Annotated in this window: 20 protein-coding genes; 9 read left to right on the top strand and 11 right to left on the bottom strand. The window is 66.4% G+C overall.

The genetic code is table 11. The features are described from left to right. Window positions 1-2: 2 nt before the first annotated feature. The 4 genes from NG900_RS22180 to NG900_RS22165 all read right to left on the bottom strand — a co-directional run bounded on the left by NG900_RS22180 (window position 3) and on the right by NG900_RS22165 (window position 3883). Entirely contained in the window at window positions 3-449 is a 447-nt protein-coding gene (locus NG900_RS22180; protein ID WP_252683780.1) for an SRPBCC family protein, read from the bottom strand. A gap of 48 nt (window positions 450-497) precedes the next feature. Beyond that, a complete protein-coding gene (locus NG900_RS22175; protein WP_252683778.1) occupies window positions 498-935 on the bottom strand; it encodes a carboxymuconolactone decarboxylase family protein in 438 nt (145 codons plus the stop codon). A gap of 79 nt (window positions 936-1014) precedes the next feature. Then, entirely contained in the window at window positions 1015-2472 is a 1458-nt protein-coding gene (gene pdxR / locus NG900_RS22170) for a MocR-like pyridoxine biosynthesis transcription factor PdxR (protein ID WP_252683776.1), read from the bottom strand. A gap of 205 nt (window positions 2473-2677) precedes the next feature. Continuing rightward, window positions 2678-3883, bottom strand: coding sequence for a globin domain-containing protein (locus NG900_RS22165; protein ID WP_252683774.1), 1206 nt, complete (start codon window positions 3881-3883; stop codon window positions 2678-2680). A 228-nt stretch (window positions 3884-4111) separates the two neighbouring features. On the opposite strand from NG900_RS22165, the gene NG900_RS22160 reads away from it, so the two are divergent. The 4 genes from NG900_RS22160 (at window position 4112) to NG900_RS22145 (ending at window position 5897) form a co-directional block, all read left to right on the top strand. Then, window positions 4112-4591: an RrF2 family transcriptional regulator gene (locus NG900_RS22160; RefSeq protein ID WP_252683772.1), complete on the top strand. Its 480-nt coding sequence runs from the start codon at window positions 4112-4114 to the stop codon at window positions 4589-4591. Between the two features lie 123 nt (window positions 4592-4714). Beyond that, window positions 4715-5101, top strand: coding sequence for a DUF2795 domain-containing protein (locus tag NG900_RS22155; RefSeq protein WP_252683770.1), 387 nt, complete (start codon window positions 4715-4717; stop codon window positions 5099-5101). A 26-nt stretch (window positions 5102-5127) separates the two neighbouring features. After that, a complete protein-coding gene (locus NG900_RS22150) occupies window positions 5128-5664 on the top strand; it encodes a DUF4142 domain-containing protein (RefSeq protein ID WP_252683769.1) in 537 nt (178 codons plus the stop codon). A 26-nt stretch (window positions 5665-5690) separates the two neighbouring features. After that, the gene (locus tag NG900_RS22145) at window positions 5691-5897 is read left to right on the top strand and encodes a hypothetical protein (protein ID WP_252683767.1); all 207 of its coding nucleotides are present in this window, start codon (window positions 5691-5693) and stop codon (window positions 5895-5897) included. A gap of 25 nt (window positions 5898-5922) precedes the next feature. On the opposite strand, the gene NG900_RS22140 is transcribed toward NG900_RS22145, so the two are convergent. Next, entirely contained in the window at window positions 5923-7374 is a 1452-nt protein-coding gene (locus tag NG900_RS22140; protein WP_252683761.1) for a sensor histidine kinase, read from the bottom strand. Then, a complete protein-coding gene (locus NG900_RS22135) occupies window positions 7352-8032 on the bottom strand; it encodes a response regulator (protein ID WP_252683758.1) in 681 nt (226 codons plus the stop codon). Before NG900_RS22135 ends, NG900_RS22140 begins: the two co-directional genes overlap by 23 nt. Window positions 8033-8179: 147 nt before the next feature. On the opposite strand from NG900_RS22135, the gene NG900_RS22130 reads away from it, so the two are divergent. Next, on the top strand, window positions 8180-9253 hold the full coding sequence (locus NG900_RS22130; protein WP_252683756.1) for an ABC transporter substrate-binding protein: 1074 nt from the start codon (window positions 8180-8182) through the stop codon (window positions 9251-9253). An 18-nt stretch (window positions 9254-9271) separates the two neighbouring features. Here the strand turns inward: NG900_RS22130 and NG900_RS22125 are convergent, their stop codons facing one another. Continuing rightward, entirely contained in the window at window positions 9272-10396 is a 1125-nt protein-coding gene (locus NG900_RS22125) for a porin (RefSeq protein WP_252683754.1), read from the bottom strand. 288 nt (window positions 10397-10684) lie between these two features. On the opposite strand from NG900_RS22125, the gene NG900_RS22120 reads away from it, so the two are divergent. Further along, complete coding sequence (locus NG900_RS22120) at window positions 10685-11119, top strand: PaaI family thioesterase (RefSeq protein WP_252683752.1); 435 nt, start codon at window positions 10685-10687, stop codon at window positions 11117-11119. Window positions 11120-11133: 14 nt separating this feature from the next. After that, complete coding sequence (locus tag NG900_RS22115) at window positions 11134-11733, top strand: hydrolase (RefSeq protein ID WP_252683750.1); 600 nt, start codon at window positions 11134-11136, stop codon at window positions 11731-11733. Here the strand turns inward: NG900_RS22115 and NG900_RS22110 are convergent. Further along, window positions 11723-12571, bottom strand: a complete 849-nt coding sequence (locus tag NG900_RS22110; RefSeq protein WP_252683748.1) for a helix-turn-helix transcriptional regulator — start codon at window positions 12569-12571, stop codon at window positions 11723-11725. The genes NG900_RS22115 and NG900_RS22110 overlap by 11 nt on opposite strands. Window positions 12572-12695: 124 nt before the next feature. Between NG900_RS22110 and NG900_RS22105 the strand changes: the two genes are divergently transcribed. Continuing rightward, window positions 12696-14174, top strand: coding sequence for an MFS transporter (locus tag NG900_RS22105; protein WP_252683746.1), 1479 nt, complete (start codon window positions 12696-12698; stop codon window positions 14172-14174). A 132-nt stretch (window positions 14175-14306) separates the two neighbouring features. After that, window positions 14307-15107 (top strand): aquaporin, encoded by an 801-nt coding sequence (locus tag NG900_RS22100; protein ID WP_252683744.1) that lies wholly within the window; start codon window positions 14307-14309, stop codon window positions 15105-15107. A 10-nt stretch (window positions 15108-15117) separates the two neighbouring features. On the opposite strand, the gene NG900_RS22095 is transcribed toward NG900_RS22100, so the two are convergent. The 3 genes from NG900_RS22095 to NG900_RS22085 form a co-directional block, all read right to left on the bottom strand. Further along, a complete protein-coding gene (locus NG900_RS22095; protein WP_252683742.1) occupies window positions 15118-15765 on the bottom strand; it encodes a response regulator in 648 nt (215 codons plus the stop codon). Between the two features lie 179 nt (window positions 15766-15944). Further along, window positions 15945-17159 carry an EAL domain-containing response regulator gene (locus tag NG900_RS22090; protein WP_252683740.1) on the bottom strand — a complete coding sequence of 405 codons (1215 nt, stop codon included), beginning with the start codon at window positions 17157-17159 and terminating at the stop codon, window positions 15945-15947. Window positions 17160-18078: 919 nt separating this feature from the next. Continuing rightward, window positions 18079-18897: a MetQ/NlpA family ABC transporter substrate-binding protein gene (locus tag NG900_RS22085; protein ID WP_252683737.1), complete on the bottom strand. Its 819-nt coding sequence runs from the start codon at window positions 18895-18897 to the stop codon at window positions 18079-18081. Window positions 18898-18918 lie beyond the last annotated feature (21 nt).

Raw genomic sequence — 18918 nt, 5'->3', positions numbered from 1 at the left:
CCTTACTCCGCTTCCAGCACCATCTTCAGCTTGACCAGATCGCGCTGCACCCATTCAGCATCGGCTTCGAACTGCGCGTCATCCATGTTGGGCTGCTGAAACAGCGTGAGCGAGACCGTGGTGCCGGCGCCGTTGCGCACCACGCGCAGCGGCACATAGACGACCGAGCCGTCCGGCAGGCGGACCCAGTGGTCGGCAATGCCGAAGGTGTTGGGCGGGCTGAAGCGGATGAACACGCTGCCTGCGTTGCCGTCATTGCCGTCGCTGGCCACGGGCCCCTTGGCGATCCACTCGTCGGGTGCCGCGCCCGAACCCTGCGTGCCGGGCGCGAGCCCCTCCGACAGGCCGGTCGCCCAGATCGGAAAGTTCAGCGGCTCGGCCAGGAACATGGCCACGTCGTCGAAATGACGTTCGACGTTGATGCTCAGGGTGCGGACGTTGTGCAGCATGTTGCCTCCGTGTGCGGCGCGCGCCGTGCGAGGCAGTATATGCGGCGCTCAACTCGGCAGCTTGCGAAAGCTGATCGCCAGCCGGTTCCACGTGTTGATGGTGCAGACCAGCAGGGTCAGGTCGACCAGTTCCGCATCGGAAAACTGCGCGCGTGCGGCTTGCCACACATCGTCGGGCACGCGGGTTTCACTGACGAGGGTGACGGCTTCCGTCCACGCCAGCGCGGCGCGTTCGCGGTCGGTGAAGAACGGCGTTTCGTGCCAGACGGAGACCGTGGCCAGGCGGCGGTTGTCTTCGCCGCCCTTGCGGGCATCGGCGGTGTGCAGATCGACGCAGTAGGCGCAGCCGTTGATCTGCGAGGCGCGCAGGCGCACGAGTTCGGTCAACGGCTTTTCCAGCGTGCTCTTGCCGAGGGCTTTTTCGAGGCCCACGACGGCCTGAATGGCGGCGGGGCTGCTTTGATAGAAATCGAGGCGGGGTTCCATGGCGGGGCTCCTGTACTTGAGGATAGGAGCCAGTCTAGGCACCGCAGTGGCACCTTGAAATCGCCAATCGACACGAATATCAGGTAGCCACCCGGGCGAGCTCGTCCGCCAGCTGGCCGAGCCCCGCGTCGATCTCCGCCACGTTCACATGGCCGTAGCCGATCAGCAGGCCGGGCTGAGGAGGCCGCGCCACGAACATGCGTGACGTGCCATATAACCCCACACCCACACGTTCGGCCAGCTTGACGAGTTCGACTTCCGGCAACGGCGTCTGCAACTGCGCCGCCATGTGAATGCCGGCGGCTGACGGCATCGGCGCCAGCCACGGCGCCAGCGGGCCACGCAGATGGCGCAGCAGCGCATTACGACGCGCGGCGTATTCCTTGTGCATGCGGCGCAGGTATTTGCCGAAATCGCCATCAAGCATGAACTTGGCGAGCGCGGCCTGCATGAGCGATTCACTGTGCCAGTCGGCCACCTGTTTGGCGTGCCGCAATGGCGCCGCCAACGAAGCCGGCGGCACCACGTAACCGATGCGCAGCTCCGGAAAGATCGTCTTGGAGAAGGTGCCCACGTAGGCCACGCAACCGTCGGTGTCCAGGCTCTTGAGCGACTCCATCGGGCGGCCGTCGAAGCGGAACTCGCTGTCGTAGTCGTCTTCCACGATGAGCGCATCATGGCGCTGCGCCCAGTCGAGCAGTTGCGCCCGGCGCGCGAGGCTCATCGGCATGCCCAGCGGAAACTGGTGCGACGGCGTTACGTAGACGAGCTTGGCGTACGGCGGCAGCGCCTCGACCACCAGCCCCTCGGCATCCACCGGTACCGGCACCACGTTGGCGCCCAGCGCCTGCAGCGCGATGCGCGTGGGCGGGTAGCCGGGGTCTTCCACGGCCACCGTATCACCGGGGTGCACCAGCACGCGGGCAATCAGATCAATGGCCTGCTGCGCGCCGTTCGTGACGACGATATCGGCCCATGCACACACCACCGCACGGCTGAACGCCAGGTAGCGCGCGATGGCCAGCCGCAATGCCTGATCGCCCGCCGGATCGTGATACCCACCTCGCCCGCGTGCCTGCTGCCGAAGCGCGTGTGCCACGCAGCGGCGCCACACATCAAAGGGAAAGAGGCGCTTCTCCGTCACCCCACCAACAAAGTCGTAGACGATATTCGTGCGCGGCATGGGCAGCACGGGCGCCACGTTGTTCCACGGGGTATCGAACGTGCGGACGGGCGGGGCGGGTGAAGCGAGTTGCGCCGCGGGTGAGGCGGCCTGCGTGCGGGCGCGCAGACCTTGCGTGGCTTCGGCAACGAAGGTGCCGGCACCGGTGCGCGACTGCAGATAGCCCTCGGCGATGAGGCGCTCGAACACGTCGAGCGTGGTCTTGCGCGACACGCCGATCTGCAGCGCAAGATCGCGCGTGGAGGGCAGACGCTCGCCCGGCACAAGCCGACCGTCAAGGATGGCGGTGCGGAGTTGTCGATAGAGCTGGCCAGCAAGGTCATGCCGGCCCTGGATTGTCAGGTGGACATCCATCGTGGGCAGAATGGGCGCAAACGAGGCGAGGGAGCTGCGCCATTCTACGGAAAGCCGCCCACACGGCTGCATGCTGCGAGTTCCGCCTTCTCGCCCGTCCGCCCACAACGCCATGCCCAGCGCGGCCAAGGCTCCGACCAGCAAGTGGAACGGCCAGTGGTGAGCAGGGGCGCTTGGCGGGGCATGGTGAACGCCGTGGTTCCGTTCAGAGAATGTCGTCCAGCAGATCCGGGCCGAACACTTCGCGGTGGATACGCGCCGACGGCACGCCGTTGGCAAGCAGCGCCGCGCGCTGTGCCTGCATGAACGGTAGCGGACCGCAGAGGTAGAAGTCCGCATCGATTGCGTTGTCGTGGATGAAGCTGTCAACGCGCATGCGGCCAGGCTGGGCCGGGCGCGCTGCAAACCGTGCGTCTTCGCCGGACTCCAGGAACACGTGCGCTTCGAACGCAGGCAGCGCCTGCGCCGCGCGCTCCAGGTCATCGACGTGCGCCACGTGCGAGGCCGCGCGATCGGCATGGCTGAACACGATCTTGCGCGCACTGTTCTGCTGCGCGAGCGTGTTGAGCGCCGAGATCATCGGCGTGATGCCGACACCGGCCGACATCAGCACGATCGGATTGTCGGTGGCAAGTTGCGGCACGAAATCGCCGTACGACTGGCTGACGAGCAGGACATCGCCTTCGCGGGCGTTGGCGTGCAGCCAGCTCGACACCGTACCGGCCGGGCGATCAGCATCGCCGGCATCGCGCTTGACCGAGATGCGCCAGGTGCGGCCGTTCGGCGCATCCGACAGGCTGTACTGACGCTGTTGCAGCACGCCGGGCGCCACATCCACCTGCACCGAGATGTACTGGCCCGGCAGGAAGTCGGCCAGCGGCGCATCACCCACGGCTTCGAGCGTGAATGAGACCACGTCTTCTGCCTGCTGGCGGCGCTCCACGATGCGCACCGGCTGGCGGTGGTCGGGGCCGCTGCCGGTGTGCTGGTACAGGCGTGCCTCCGCAGCGATCAGCTCAGCGGCGAGCAGCCAGTAGGCTTCGTCCCAGGCGGCAATCAAGTCCGGTGTGGCGGCATCGCCCAGCACCTCGGCAATCGCACCCAGCAGATGGCGCGCGACGATCGGGTAGTGGCTCGGCTTGATGCCCACGGCGGCGTGCTTGTGCACGATGCGGTTGACCACCGGCCCCAGCGCTGCGTTGTTGCCGTAGTTGGCGGCGTACGCAAACACCGCCGAAGCCAGCGACTGCTGCTGCGACCCATTGGCCTGGTTGCCCATGTTGAACACGTTGGTCAGCTCGGGGTGGCTGGCGAACATGTTGCGGTAGAAGGTCTGGGTGATGGTCAACCCATGCTCGCGCAACACCGGAACACTCGCATCAATGAAGGGCCTGGACTTGTCGGACAGCATGTTGGACTCCAAATATGCTTTATAAATGCAACAAATAAGACGGGGGCGCCGTCACGCTTTATTTGTGTCACCCGGTGATCGGGCAACCGCTTGCATTGGATTCTATTAAACATATATCTTTGATACAACAAATTGGCCTGCGGCAAACCGGCGCATCTTGCGGGCAACTTCCCGATAAGATGCGTCTCTTGTGAATGTTTTCCCTCGCAGCAGCACCGCACACCCGCCATGCGACTGACCGACTACACCGACTACGCCCTGCGCACGCTGATCTACGTGGCCGTGCATCCGGACGAGCTCGTCACGATCCAGCGCATCGCGGACGCATTCGACATTCCCAAGAACCACCTCATCAAGATCGTGCAGCAGCTTGGGGCAGACGGCTTCCTGCACACCGTACGCGGGCGCGCGGGCGGCATCACGCTCGGCCGCCCCGCCGACGAGATCAACCTGGGCGACGTGGTGCGCGCCACCGAACCCGACTTCCGCATGGTCGAGTGCTTCCAGGCGGATCACAACAACTGCGTCATCACGCGCGTGTGCGGGCTGCGCGGCGTGCTGCACGCGGCGCTGCAGGCGTACTTCCAGGTGCTCGACGGCTACACGCTGCAGGATCTCGTCGACAAGCCGAATGCGGTGAGCCGGGCGCTGGGTGAGGCGGCCTTGCCGATGCCGCGCACGCGCGCCAAGGCGGCGGCACGCAAGTAGCCTCGCCATCGCTCGTTCCTCTCGCTGATGTTCACGGCACCGCAGGCATGTTCGGTGCTGCAGAACCGCTGTCGGCCGCGCCATTCCGGGTGACGGCCCGTTCAACCAACCAGCGGAGGTGTCATGAAACCGACTCGCGACAAGAGCACGCATGCGTCGCATTCGAAGTCGACGTCCCAGACCAAGCACAGCAGCGCATCGAAGGAGCGCGGCGGGCACGCCAGCCAAGGCAGCCATGGCGGCCACGGCAAACCCGATGAGCGCGCGGGCGCCAAGTCGCACGAGCGCGGCACGCATGACGGCGGCCAGCGCGAACACACGACGCACTCGCCCATCGGCATCCAGAAGGCGCTCAAGGGCGCGTCGTATCCGGCCAGAAAGCAGGATCTGCTCAAGACCGCACAGGCCAACGGTGCCGACGACAGCACCCTGAAGACCCTGCGCGACATGCCCGACGACGAGTACGACACGCCGGCCGCCGTCTCCAAGGCCGTCGGCCACGAGATGTGATGCGCCCGCACAGGAGAACGACCCCCATGAAAACATCGACACACCGCTTTGGCGCGCGGCGCATTGCTGCGCTGTGCCTTGCAGGCGGGCTCGGCTTCTTCGGCGCAGCGGGCATGGCCACGGCCGCCGCAGACAAGGCCGATACGACCTACGTCACCAAGGCTGCGGCCGCCGGCATGATGGAAGTGCAGGCCAGCCAGACCGCCATCACGCGCGCCAGCAACCCCGACGTGCGCGCCTTTGCGCAACGCATGGTGAAGGACCACACCGCCGTCGGCGATGAGCTGAAGACGCTGGCGGGCCAAAAGGGCATTGCCGTGCCCGATGCGCTGCCCGCCGATGAGCGTGCCAAGGTCGACAAGCTCGGCACGCTGGAAGGCGCACAGTACGACCGCGCCTATGCCGACGAGGTGGGCGTGAAAGCGCACAAGGAGGCCGTCGCGCTGTTCGACAAAGCCTCGAAGCACGCCAAGGACCCTGACATCAAGGCGTTCTTCGCCCACAACCTGCCCGCGCTGCGTGAGCATCTGCAGATGGCAGAGCACCTCAAATCCGGCAAGTAGCCGCGTCCCCTAACGACGAGGACACCATGAACAGCCGACATCAGAAAGGCGCGGGGCGCGCCCCGGGCGACGACACGTTTCTGACCGACGTGTCGGAACCCGACGCCGAGGGCACCACCGTGCGCGAGGCCGAAGTGCGCGAGCGGGACATGTCCGAAGTGAGCGGCAGCAAATCGCACCGCGATCCGGCCGGAGAGGAAGAGCGCGATACGTCGTCTAAGGACGCCCCATAGCGGCCGCGCGCGAGCTTATGCGGCGTTATGCAGCGGCCGGCGGCTCCGACCGCTGCAGCCACACCGACACCGCCAGTCCGATGCCGCCTGGCCCGGGCGCCAGCGCGATCTGCCCACCCATGCGATCGACGATCTGCCGCACGATCGCCAAGCCCAGGCCGGTGCCCTGTGTGTGCGTGCCTGCCAGGCGCGTGAAGCGCTCGAACACGCGTGCGTACGCCTCGGGCGGAATGCCGGGGCCGTTGTCCGTCACGGTCAGCATCGCCCAGCCGTAATCGGCCGACACGTGCACGGTCACGCGGCCCCCTTCATGGGTGTAGCGCACGGCGTTGTCGACCAGGTTGAACAGCATGGCAGCGATCAGCGTACGGTTGCCCAAGGTCCACACCGGGCGATCGGCCGGCTCCATCCCCAGATCGATGCCACGGCCATCGGCGAGCAGCGCCAGGTCTTCGAGCACGGTGCGTGCGACTTGTGAAAGATCGACCGCCTCGCTGGTGGCGGGTGCCGCCTCCGCCTGCGAGAGCAGCAGCAGGTCGTTGATGAGGTCCGCCAGGTTGCGTGTGCTGGTACGGGCTGCGCGCAGGACTTCGTGCAGCGCGGCATCGGCGTTGGTCTGCGCCGCCACCTGCATCTGCGTATCGAGAATCGCCAGTGGCGTACGCATCTGGTGCGCGGCATCGGCAATGAAGCGCTTCTGCGTGACCGCGTTGTCGGCAATGCGCTTCAGGTACTGGTTGAACGCGCCGGCAATCGGCTGAAGCTCGTGCTGCAGGCCGTCGGGGTCGAGTGGGGCGAGGTCGGTCGGCGCACGTGCCGATACGTTGCCGGCCAGCCGCAAGATGGGCCGCAGCTCCAGCGTCAGGCCGATCAGAATCATCGCCAGCGCCAGCCCCACCAGGGCGAGCTGGCGCACGGTGGCGGGCCACCACAGCTGCCGGATCATCGCGTCGCGGCCGTTCATGGTCTGCGCGACACGCGTGACCACGCGTTCGGTGCGCCCCGCGTCGTACATGGTGCGCAGCACGGCGGCCACGTGCACGGGCTCGCCTTCCACCGTATCGGTGTAGGTGCCAGCATCGGGCAACCCTGCCGCGTCGAAGGCGGGACGCGTGCCGAAATCGAGCCGTCCGGCCAGCAGGCGGCCGTGCTCGGTGCTCACCTGGTAGGTCACCTGGTCGCGCACGGCGCTGTCCGGCCCCTGTGGCGCGGCAAACACGGCCAGCGCGGCCGGCGGTACCGACACGCGCAGGCGGCCTTCGTCCCATTCGATCTGGCCGCTGATCATTTGTGCGGCCGTGTCGAGCGCGTGGAAGTGCACCTGATCGGCGTTGTGGCGCGCGGCCGCCAAGTCGAGCCAACCATCGGCCGCCACGTAGACGACCAGTGGTAACGCAAGCCACAGTACCAGCCGCGCACGCAGGCTGCGTGTGCGCGAGCGCGCCGCCGGCGGCTCAGGATTGGGTGGCCGATGCATCGCGCAGCAGGTAACCGAGGCCGCGCAGCGTGACGATGGTGGCGGCGGAGTGCTCCAGCTTCTTGCGCAAGCGGTGGATGTAGATCTCGATGGCTTCGGGGCTGGCCTCGTCGTCCATCCCGAATACGCCGTTCACCAGCGACGGCTTGGACACCGTGCGCCCGAGCTTGAGCATCAGGATTTCAAGCACGGTGTGCTCGCGCGCCGGCAGCACCAGCGGCTGGCCCGCCAGACTGAAGGTGCGGCTGCCAGTGTGGTACGCCAGGTCGCCGCAATGCAGTTCAACCGATTGATCGGGCGCGCTGCGTCGCACCAGCACCTGGATACGCGCGATCAGCTCGCGGATCTCGAATGGCTTGACGAGGTAATCGTCGGCGCCCGCACCCAGGCAGGCGACCTTGTCGTCGATGCCGCCACTGGCGGTAAGAATCAGCACCGGCACGGGATTGCGCCGGCTGCGCAAACGTTGCAACACGCCTTGCCCGGACAGCGTGGGCAGTTGCAGGTCGAGCAGCACCACGTCGTAGTGTTGCGTGAGCAACAAGCTGTCGGCGGATTCACCATCGGTGGCATGATCCACCGTGAATTGGGCGCGGCGCAGCGCTTCGGAGAGCCAGTGCGCCAGGGGGGCGTTGTCTTCGATCAGGAGCAGCTTCATACGAAGGCGACGCGTCAGGAAATGAAAGCGATTTGTGGGTTGCCGCTTCCTAGAATGGTGGCGGCTGCCTACGCGCGCCGGATACATCACTCGATGATCCAGGCCACGCGCGATATCGATATCTACAAAAGAGCCGGAGACAACTCAATGGGTGTTTTTACCTGCAGGCGCGCCCGCCCACGCGGCGTCCGGGGCTGGATCACGCCGTTGTTCGCCACATGCGTGGCGCTGACGCAGGCGATCGCCACCCCGCATGCACACGCGCAAGACCCGACGCGGCTGACCATCATGGTCAGCGGCACCGCCAAGATGATCTATCTGCCGGCCACGCTGGCACAGCGCCTGGGCTATTTCCGCGACGAGGGGCTGGAGGTGGAACTGCTCTCGCAGCCCGCCGGCGTGGATGCCGAGAGCGAACTGCTGACCGGTTTCGCGCAAGGCGTGGTCGGCTTTTACGACCACACCATCGACCTGCAGGCCAAGGGCAAGGAAGTGCGCGCCATCGTCGTGTTCAGCCAGGTGCCGGGGGAGGCAGAACTGGTGTCGACGCGGCTGCCCGCCACTGTCGGCACAATGCGCGACCTGCGTGGCCACACGCTCGGGGTGACTGGGCTGGGATCGTCCACCAGCTTTCTTACGCGCTACCTGATGGCGCAGCAGGGCCTGTCGGCTGCCGACTACACCATGCTGCCAGTCGGTGCCGAGCACAGCTTCGCCAAGGCACTGCGCAGCGGCCGCATCGATGCCGGCATGACCACCGACCCGATCGCCTCGCGCCTGGTGCGCAACGGCGAGGCCCGTGTACTGCTCGATCTGCGCACGCTGGAGAGCACCCGCGCGGCGCTGGGCGGCCCGTATCCGGCCGCGTGCCTGTATCTGCAGTCCGAATGGCTCGAAGCCCATCCGGAGCTGGCGACCAAGCTGGCACACGCCTTTGTGCGGACCTTGCGCTACATGCACGCACACGATGCGGAGGACATCGCGGCGCACATGCCGCCCGAATTCCGGCGTGATCATCCCGAGCTCTACGTCAAGGCGCTTGCCGCCGCGTTACCCACCTTCAGCGCCGACGGACGTATGCCGGACGACGGCCCACCCACCGTCCTGCGCGTCCTCGCCGCCAGCAATGCCAACGCGCGCAGCAAGCTCTTAGACCCGCACATCGACCTCTCGCGCACCTATACCAACAAGTTCGTCGATCAGGTGCGCGAGCGACGCTAACCGCGTCGAACGCTCAGATCAGAAGCGCGTGCGCATACCGACGCCGAACTCCGTCTGGCTGTTGTGGCCGTTGGCGCTACCCACGACGTACTGATCCTTCAGCTTCATGTAGTCGGCCGCCACGTAGAACTCGGTACGCTTGGACACGTGGTAGAACACCGAGCCGTACAGCGTGTTCTTGCGACCGCTGCCCGCTGCGGTGGCGCCCACCACGCTGGCATACGCGTTGAGCGTGTTGCCATCGGCGCTGAAGGCGGCGTTGTTGGCCTTCATGATCTGGTAACCGATTTCGTAGTCGAAGGCTCCCGGCGGTGCGACCTTCAGCGACACGGTGTAGGCGTTGTCGCTGCGGTTGCCCAGCGCGGCCGGCTGCTCGCCGGTGTAGTGGAAGTAGCCAGCGTTCACACGGAACATGCCCATGATCACGTTGCCGCCCACCGAGTACGAACGGTCCATGAAGCCGCCCACCTTGGCCTGTTGTGCGAAGCCGGCCAGGTGGAAGGTGTCGCCGTTGTAGCCGAGGGCCAGCGATTCGGTGGTGCCTTGCGTGAACTGGCCCGGCACTTCGCCAAACTGATAGGCCAAGCCCGTGAAGAAGCGGCCATCCCACAGCTTCTTCCACACCACGCCGTTGTTCAGGCGCGTGCCGGTGGCGCTGCCTGCGTAGAAGATCAGTTGCTTGAAGTTGTTGACGTTGGTGTAGCCGCCTTCGTCCAGGGTCACCTTCTCGCTGGTGTACGGGTCGCCGTAGATGCCGGACACGTCACGTGCAATCGCGTTCTGGCGACCGAAGGTCAGCTTACCGAGCGATTCGCTCGACAGGCCCACCCAGGCGTCACGGTTGAACAGCACGCCCGGGGTGTCCATGTTGCCGGTCGGCGTTTCGAATTCCGATTCCAGCTTGAAGATGGCCGACAGACCGCCGCCCAGGTCTTCCTTGCCGGTTAGGCCCCAGCGGCTGCCGGAGAACCAGGGCACCTGGAAGCCGGTCAGGCGCGAGCCCGCAGCGTTGGCATTGCTGACGGTGCTGATCGTGGTGTCGATCAGGCCGTAGAGCGTAACGCTCGATTGTGCGTGGGCGCCGGTGGCCAGGGTGGCCGCGGCGGCTGCAGTTGCCGCCAGGGCAAACTTGATGCGGGACATTGAAGTCTCCTTCCTTTGTGGGTAATTGGCGTCCGGTCGTGATGCCGGCTTGGGGTAACGCGCAGGGGCCGCCGTTCAACCATGCCTGTCAGGCCGCCCGATGCAATCGCCGGGCGAGCGTAGAGGGGGCCACCTTTCTGGAGCCTTTCGCGTCGGCATGCGCGCAACGCTAGGGTTCGCCCGCATTGGGGCGTTGTTGCGTCACCTGTTGCAACGCATTGCAGTCGTGGAAACCCGGCTCGGGGTAGAGTGTCGAGTCGTTTATCCCAACCCCATCCGAGCCTTCCCATGCATCCGTCCCAAATGACCGGCCTGCAATTGCTGCAGGCCATGTCGCGCGGTGATCTGCCGCGCGCGTCCATCAGCGAAACCATCCCGATGTCGATGGACACCATTGAACCCGGCACCGTGCGCTTCGGCGCCCAGGCAGACAAGCGCCACCTCAATCCGCTGGGCGGGGTGCACGGCGGCTTTGCGGCCACGGTGCTCGACTCGGTGACGGGCTGCGCGGTGCATTCCATGCTCGAAGCCGGTGTCGGCTACGGCACGGTCGACCTGAACGTGAAGATGGTGAAGGCCGTGCCGGTGGATACGCCGCTGGTGGCCGAGGGACGCGTGCTGCATGTCTCGCGCACGATCGGCGTGTCGGAAGGCACGCTCAAGACGCAAGACGGCACGCTGCTGGCGCATGCCACGGCCACGTGTGTCATCCGTCGTCCGTAACCCAGGAGTTGTTGATGTCCGAATCGCTGCAAACCCTGTCCGCCTTATCTGCGAGCACCACCGCGCTGGTGCTGATCGACCTGCAACGCGGCATCCTGCCGTTTGCGCAGGGGCCGCACTCTCCTGAGCAAGTCCTGGGCGCATCCGCCAAACTGGCCAAGCGCTTTCGCGAGCTGGGCGCGCCCGTGGTGCTGGTGCGCGTGGGCTGGGCCTCTGACTACGCCGATGCGCCGCGCCAGCCCGTCGACCGCCCCGCGCCACAACAGCCCGGCGGCCTGCCGCCGCAATGGTGGGAGCAGCCCGCCGAGCTGGAAGTCGCACCCACCGACATTCAGATCACCAAGCGCCAGTGGGGCGCGTTCTACGGCACCGAGCTGGACTTGCAACTGCGCCGACGCGGCATCACCACCATCGTGCTGGGCGGCATCTCCACGCATGTGGGGGTGGAATCGACCGCGCGCGCCGCGTGGGAACACGGCTACGCCCTGGTGCTGGCCGAAGATGCGATGAGCTCGAACGACGCCGCGCTGCATCGCTCCTCCGTCGAGCACGTCTTCCCGCGCCTGGGCCGCGTGCGCAACACGGAGACCATCCTGGCGGCGCTCACCGACTGAGCACCTGCGTGCCGTCTTCCACCGGCACGTACAGCACCATGCGCAGGCGCGGGTCTTCCATCACCGGCAGGCCGATGTAGTCATAGCGGACGATCTTGCCGCCGGGTGTGCGGATCAGCTTGTGCTCGGCGCGCTGGGCACGCACCTCGTGCTGGCGCCACCAGGTGTCGAACTCGCGGCTGTCGGTGCGCAGCCGCTCGACCAGCGCCGCGAGCACGGGGTCGTCCGCATGCGGGTCGTACACCGCGCGAAACTTCGCCAGCATGCGGCGCGCCTCGTTCTCCCACTCGACAAACCGTTCGCGCGCGTTGGCATACAGGAACATGTAGACCAGCGAGTTGCGGTCTTCAGGCGGCATCGTGCCGAAATCCATGAACAGCTGCGTGGTGGCCTCGTTCCAGCACAGCAACTCGGTGCGGTAGCTGCGCACGTGGGCCGGCAGGACCATGCCGGCAACGGCCCGGCGCAAGACATCAGGCACCGCTTCGGCCGCCGGGCGCTCTGCCGAAGCCGTGAAGGCCGATTCCGCACGCGCCAGGCCACGCATGTGCGCGCGCTCATCCGGGGACAGCATCAACGCGCGGGCGATGGCCTCGATGGTCGCCACCGAGGGCCGCACGTCGCGCCCCTGCTCGATGCGCACATACCAGTCGATGCTGATGTTGGCCAGCTGCGCGACTTCCTCCCGGCGCAGACCAGCGGTGCGCCGCCGCCCGCCGCCCTCGGGCAGGCCGACATCCTGCGGGCGCAGCTGGCCACGGCGGCTGCGCAGGAACTCGCCCAGCTCGTTGCGGGGCGCGGCGGCAAGGGCAGGCAGATCAGGCGTGAAATCGTCCATGGCGGCATTACACACGACGGCGCGTGCGCGTGGGAGGGACAGCGCAATCCTAGGTTAATCCTAGCTCTGCATCGAATCGGCACCGGCACCTACGCTGCGTCCATCCCTCTTTCCGGAGCCGATCGTGACCCACGTTTCTTCTGCTTCTCCTGCATCGGAACCCCGCCGCTGGCTCGCCTTTGGTGTGATGGTGACGGCGCAATTCATGTTCATCGTCGATGCGTTCATCGCCAATGTGGCGATCCCGAGCATCCGCGCGAGCCTCTCCGCCACACCCGCGCAACTGGAGGCGGTGCTGGCCGTCTACCAGCTGGGCTACGCAATCCTGCTCATCACCGGCGGCCGCCTGGGCGACCTGTTCGGGCGGCGGCGCGTGTTTCTGTTGGGGCTGGTCGCCTTTACCGCCACCTCGGCCGGCTGCGGGCTGGCGAGCAACGCGGCGGCGCTCATCGCATGGCGGTTTGCCCAGGGGCTCTCTGCCGCGATGATGGTGCCGCAAGTGCTGGCGAGCGTGCAGGCGCTCTTTGCCGGCACGGAGCGCGACCGCGCGCTGTCGATCTTCGGGCTGGTAATGGGCACCGGCGGTGCTGCCGGACTGCTGGTGGGCGGCGCGCTCACCAGCGCGGACATCGCCGGGCTGGGCTGGCGCGCGGCCTTCCTGATCAACGTTCCGGTGGGGCTGGCGGCAGCCGGGCTCGGCTGGCGCTGGATTCCGCATCCGGCCACCGCCCGCGCAGACGTCCACCTCGACACGGCGGGCGTCGCCTGGATGGCCGTCAGCGTGGCGGCCGTGCTCGTGCCGCTGCTGTTCGGCCGCGAACTGCACTGGCCGGTCTGGAGCCTGGCGTTGCTGGCCGTGGGCCTGCTCGGCATGGCGACGTTCCAGCAGCTCGAAGCCCGTATCGACCGCGCCGGTGGTACGCCGCTGCTGCCGCCCGCGCTGCTGCAGCATCGTGCGTTCATGACCGGTCTGACGGCATCGGGGCTGCACTACATCGGGATGATGGCGTTCTTCCTGGTGCTGACGCTGTACCTGCAGAACGGGCGGCAATTGTCGGCGCTGCACATGGGCGTGGCCATCCTGCCGCTGGCCATCGCTTTTCTGGTCACATCGCGGGTGGCCAATCCGCTGGTGCGGCGTTACGGCGTGCGCGCGCTGCTGGGCGGCCTTGGCCTGATGGCGCTGGGCCTACTGGTGCTGCTGTCGGGTTTCGGCACGCAAGCCGGCATGGACTGGGCGCATCCGGCAACGCCCGGCATGGCGCGTATCGGCGTCGCCGTCACGTTGTACGGGGCGGGGCAGGGCCTGGTGGTGGTCCCGCTGATCGGGCTGGTGCTGACCGGCGTGGCGCGTGCGCAGGCCGGTGCAGCCGCGGGGCTGCTGATCACGGCGCAACAGCTGGCGGGCGCGGTGGGCGTGGCCTGCATCGGCGGGGTTTACTTCACGTTTGCAGCAAACAACGGCGCCGCCGGCGTCGCGCAGGGCACCATGGCGGGATGCATTGCCATGCTGGCGGCGCTGTGCGCGGCGGCCGTGGGTTTTGCTCGGCTCGGCGCGCAACAGCGGCAACTGGCGGCGGCCGGGGCAGCGAGCCCGGCCTGAAAACGTGGCGCCCGCCCGCGACATTCGATACTCCGGCGCGCGACACAAGCGCGCCGCGATGCATTGATCGGCCCAGGCGGAGGTTCCACACTCCGCGCGATGCACTTGGCATCGTCCGCATTGTCTTCCCGCATGGCCACCGTTTCTCCGCTTGTTTCTGCGCATCGCGCCGCTGCGTCGGTCACGTCTGCAGCACCATCCACGGTCTCCCTGGCTCGCCGCATCGTCGCGGAAGGGCTAGGTACGGCCTTGCTGATTGCGGTGGTGATCGGCACCGGCATCCACGCCAGCCGGCTCTCCGGCGGCGATGCCACGTGGACGCTACTGGCGCAATCACTGGCGGGCGGCGCGGGGTTGCTGGCGCTGCTGACGATGTTCACGCCGGTGTCGGGCGCGCACCTGAACCCAGCGGTGACGCTGTCGGCGCTGCTGCGTGGCGGCCTGCGCGGACGCGAGGCTGCGGCTTACCTGGCAGCGCAAGCGGTGGGTGCCGCGTTGGGCGTGGCGGCCGCGCATGCCATGTACGGCATGCCGGTGTGGGCGGCGGGCACGCATGCCGCCACCGGCCCCACGCTGTGGTGGAGCGAGGCATTGGCAACGTTCGGGCTGATCGGGGTGGGCATCGCCTGCGGCCGTCATGCGCCGAAGCAATTGCCGCTGGTGGTGGCCGCCTACATCGCGGCGGGGTACTGGTTCACGTCGTCGTCATCGCTGGCCAATCCGGCGCTGGCATTTGCGTGCGCGCTGACCGACGGCCCCTCCGGCATCCGCCCCGGCGATGTACCGGGCTACATGCTGGCGCAACTGGCCGGCGCACTGCTGGCAACGCCGTTGTTCACGTGGCTGATGGGTGCCGCACCCGCGCCGGCAAAGATCGCCGCCCCAACCACGGCACCGGTGAAAGCCCTGCCGATGCGCCGCCGCGCACACTGATGCGCCGCGCTCAGCGGATCGCAGCAACCCCGCTGGTACGCACGTACTGAAAGAGATCGGTTTCGCGCGCCAGGCCCAGCTTGCGCAGCGCCACGGTCTTCTGCGTGCTGACCGTCTTGACGCTCGAACCGAGCCGGCGCGCGATCTCTGACACCGCCATGCCGCGTGCATACAGACGAATGACTTCGCGCTCGCGGGCACTCAGCCGTTCAAAGACGTCGCGCTCATTGGCGCTGAGGCCGCCTTCTTCCAGGATGCGCGGGCTGTAGTAACGCATGCCGCGCGCCGCCGCCATGATGGCGTGGCCGACGTAGGTGAGGTCGTCGCTCTTGCTGACGATGCCCGCCACGCCCACCTCGCGCATGCTGCGCAGCAATGCCGGGTTGTGGACCATCGTGCAGACGACGATCGGGCGCTTGGGATGCTTCTTGCGCAGGCGCAACAGGAGCCGCATGCCGTCGAAGGCGGGCTCGCCCTGCATGTTGTAGTCGGTAACCACCACATCGCAGTCGATATGGTCGAGCACCTGCAGCAGTTCGCGCCCGTCATGGGCCTGCGCCACGATGCGCTGCTGCGGAAATTGCGCAATGGCAGCGCTCAGCCCCATCAGGATCACAGGGTGATCGTCCGCCGCCACGATCGACAGGAAAGGGGACATGGCGCGCGTCGTCGGGTGAGTCATGGGGTGGAAGGACCGCAGCAAAGAGCAGGTACCTTACTCACCCGACGACCCCGATGGGATCAGACGTTTCTTACTTTGGCCGCGCGTAACCTTTCGGGGCAGAAGCTGTTTCAATCAGGGCTGAGGGAAACTGAACACTCCTCGGCACCAGGGGCTCAGGCGGCTGCCTGCACGTGCGCCAGGAAGGCCGTCACCGACAACGGCGCCGCCCACAGATAGCCCTGCCCGATGGCACAGCCCAGCGCACGCAGGGTCTGGCGCTGCGCATCGGTTTCCACCCCTTCGGCAATGCATTCGAGATGCAGCGTGCGCGCCAGCTCGATCATCGTGCGGCAGATCACGCCGCGCTGGCTGGTCTGGTCGACAGCGGCGGTGAACGAGCGGTCGATCTTGAGGATGGTGAAGGGCAGGTCGGCCAGCAGCTTGAGCGTGGCAATGCCCACGCCAAAATCGTCGATGGCCAGCGGATGGCCCAGCAGGCGCAGGCGGTTGAGCGCGATCGTGAGTTGCGTGGCGTCGGGCACCGGCGAATCCTCGGTCAGCTCGATGGCGATGGCCGCCGGTGCGATGCGCGCCTCGCGCACGATGGCCTCGATGCGCTCGATGGTGCCCGCACGGCTGAGCGTGGCCGCCGACGCGTTCACCCCGATCGACACCGGATACGCATGCGCGGCCAGCGCGTGCTGCACGCGCACGCAGTGTTCCAGCACGTGGAAGAACAGGCCATCAGCCAACCCGAGCGCCTCCAGGCGCGGCACGAATGCCGCCGGCGACACGCGCCCGTACACCGGATGCATCCATCGGCAGAGCGCCTCGGCGCCCACAATCTGGTTGCTGGCCAGATCGTGCTGCGGTTGAAGCACGACCTCGATCTGCTCGGGCGTCTCGTGAATGAGTGCAGCGATCTCGGCGTCGGAAAACTGCGGCATGCCGCTCGGCGGGGCGGGGGCGCGATCCCGCTCGCGCGCGGCGGCTTCTTCGAGCAACGGCAGCACATGTGCCGGTCGCAACGGCTTCTGCACGCCATGCATGCGCGACAGGCCGATCGCATCGCCCAGGCTCACATGCGACTCGACGATCGGGGCGTCCATCCCGCTGACCCACGCCCACACGGGTGCCCGCCGCGGAAAAACCTGGCCATTGCGCAGGCGCATCTGCTCCATCAATTCGGGGCCGTTCATGCTCGGCATGTCGATGTCGCACAGCACGAGGTCGACATGGCAGAGCTGGAGGAGGTAGAGCGCCTCGCGGCCGTCGCAGGCGGTCAGGATCTGCTGCACGCCCAGCGTATGGAGCAGCTGCCGGGCGGCGGCCCGTTGCACGGGGTGGTCGTCCACCACCAGCACGGCGAGTTGCGCGAAACCTTCCATCGACCAGTCCTTTGTTGTTGTAGGTATCGGCAGCCGCGCATCCCGTTTGCGCTATGTGACGCCACCGTGAGCCGTCATTGAAACACCGCGCGCGGGCGTTGTCAGGCGGTGGGGAACATGGCGCCGGAAAAAACAAAGCCCGCGCAGCTTTTCAACTGCGCGGGCCTTGAGCGATTCCCCCAACCTTTTGAGCTTCCGGCGCCGGTGTCGACGGCGTCGGGATGCAAGAAATCGTGCCCGAAAAAAATGAAGCCCGCAACAGGGGCGGGCTCAAAAGGGGGGGAGTGCTCTCTAAAGAGAGAGCAAGGTGAAGTTTAGTAAAGGGGGGGAGGTCAGACTGTCCGGGGTTCGCCGAAACCCTTGTAGGACAAAAACTGACGCACTTCTGCGATGTTGGCCGCACAAAGCACGTGGTTGTGCGCACATTCGCAACGTTAGCGTGACGCAAGTGACGCTTCTCGGGGAAGACCGAAAAACGGGAGCGTGGGCTCGAGGCATGCCTCAAAGCGCACGCTTGAAAAATATTGCGCTCGTTGCGATTGGGCAACGCCGCCCTGCTGCAAGAGAGCAATCAGCGTAGCCGGAATCGGCGAGTCTGCAAGACAGCCGTGCGGATCCTGAATCCGCTGCCCTAAGAAAAAAGGCCCGAGCACCAGGTGCTCGGGCCGCAATCCACCAAGGAGGGTGGAGGAGACAGTTCCAACTATAGCGGATCGTTTGTTGCGTTGCAATAACGTAGAACTACTTAATGCACCAAGCGTTGCCAAGGCGCCACGATCGCGAAAACGATTGCAAGGGCAACAGGAATGGCGCAACGCAACAAAACAACGCGGCGCGCGCGGAAGTTGCTGCTCCCGTGGCGCGCCGCCTGCAGTTTCCGAAGATTTGGCGAAAGTATCCGCTTACTTTTTAGGCAGCATCAAAACGCCGGCAGGATCGCGCCCTTGAACTGCGTGTCGATGAACTTGCGCACTTCGTCCGACTGGTACGCATGCACCAGCGCCTTCACCCACGGCTGGTTCTTGTCCTTCTCGCGCACGGCGATCAGGTTGGCGTAGGGGCCCTGGCGCTCTTCCAGCGCAATTGCGTCCTTGGCCGGCGTCAGGCCGTTCTTGACGGCGTAGTCGGTATTGATGGAAGCGGCGTCCAGGTCATCCAGCGAGCGCGGCAGTTGGGCCGAATCCAGCTCGATCAGCTTGATCTTCTTCGGGTTCTCGACCACATCGCGCGGGGTGGCGTTGTTGCCGTTGGTGCCCGCACCGGCCTTCAGCTTGATCACGCCCGCCTTCTGCAGCAGGAGCAGCGCGCGATTGCCGTTGGACGGGTCGTTCTGGATGCCGACCTTGGCGCCTTCCTTGAGCTGCGCCAGCGACTTGACCTTCTTCGAGTAGAAGCCCATCGGCGCGACGTAGGTCAGGCCCACATTGACGATCTTGTAATGGCGCGCCTGGATCTGGCTGTCGAGGAAGGGCTGGTGCTGGAAGCCGTTGGCGTCGAGGTCGCCCGAATCGAGCGCGGGGTTGGGCTGAGCGTAGTCGTTGAACTCGATGACCTTGACGTCCAGGCCGTCCTTCTTGGCGACCTTCTGCACGACTTCCCAGATCTGCGCGTCGGGGCCGCTCATGGTGCCGAGCTTGATCTGTTTGGTGTCGGCATTGGCGGCTGTGCTCAGCGTGGCAACTGCGGCAAAGGCGATGGCCGGTACGGCCACGCGTGCAAGGCGGGAGAACAGGGACATGGAGAAACCTCGTGGATTTAT

The sequence above is a fragment of the Ralstonia soli genome, from assembly GCF_023955655.1.
GTDB classification, from domain to species: Bacteria; Pseudomonadota; Gammaproteobacteria; order Burkholderiales; family Burkholderiaceae; genus Ralstonia; species Ralstonia soli.
Note: the sequence above shows the minus strand (reverse complement) of the source record. Positions and strands in the feature narration are given on the sequence as shown.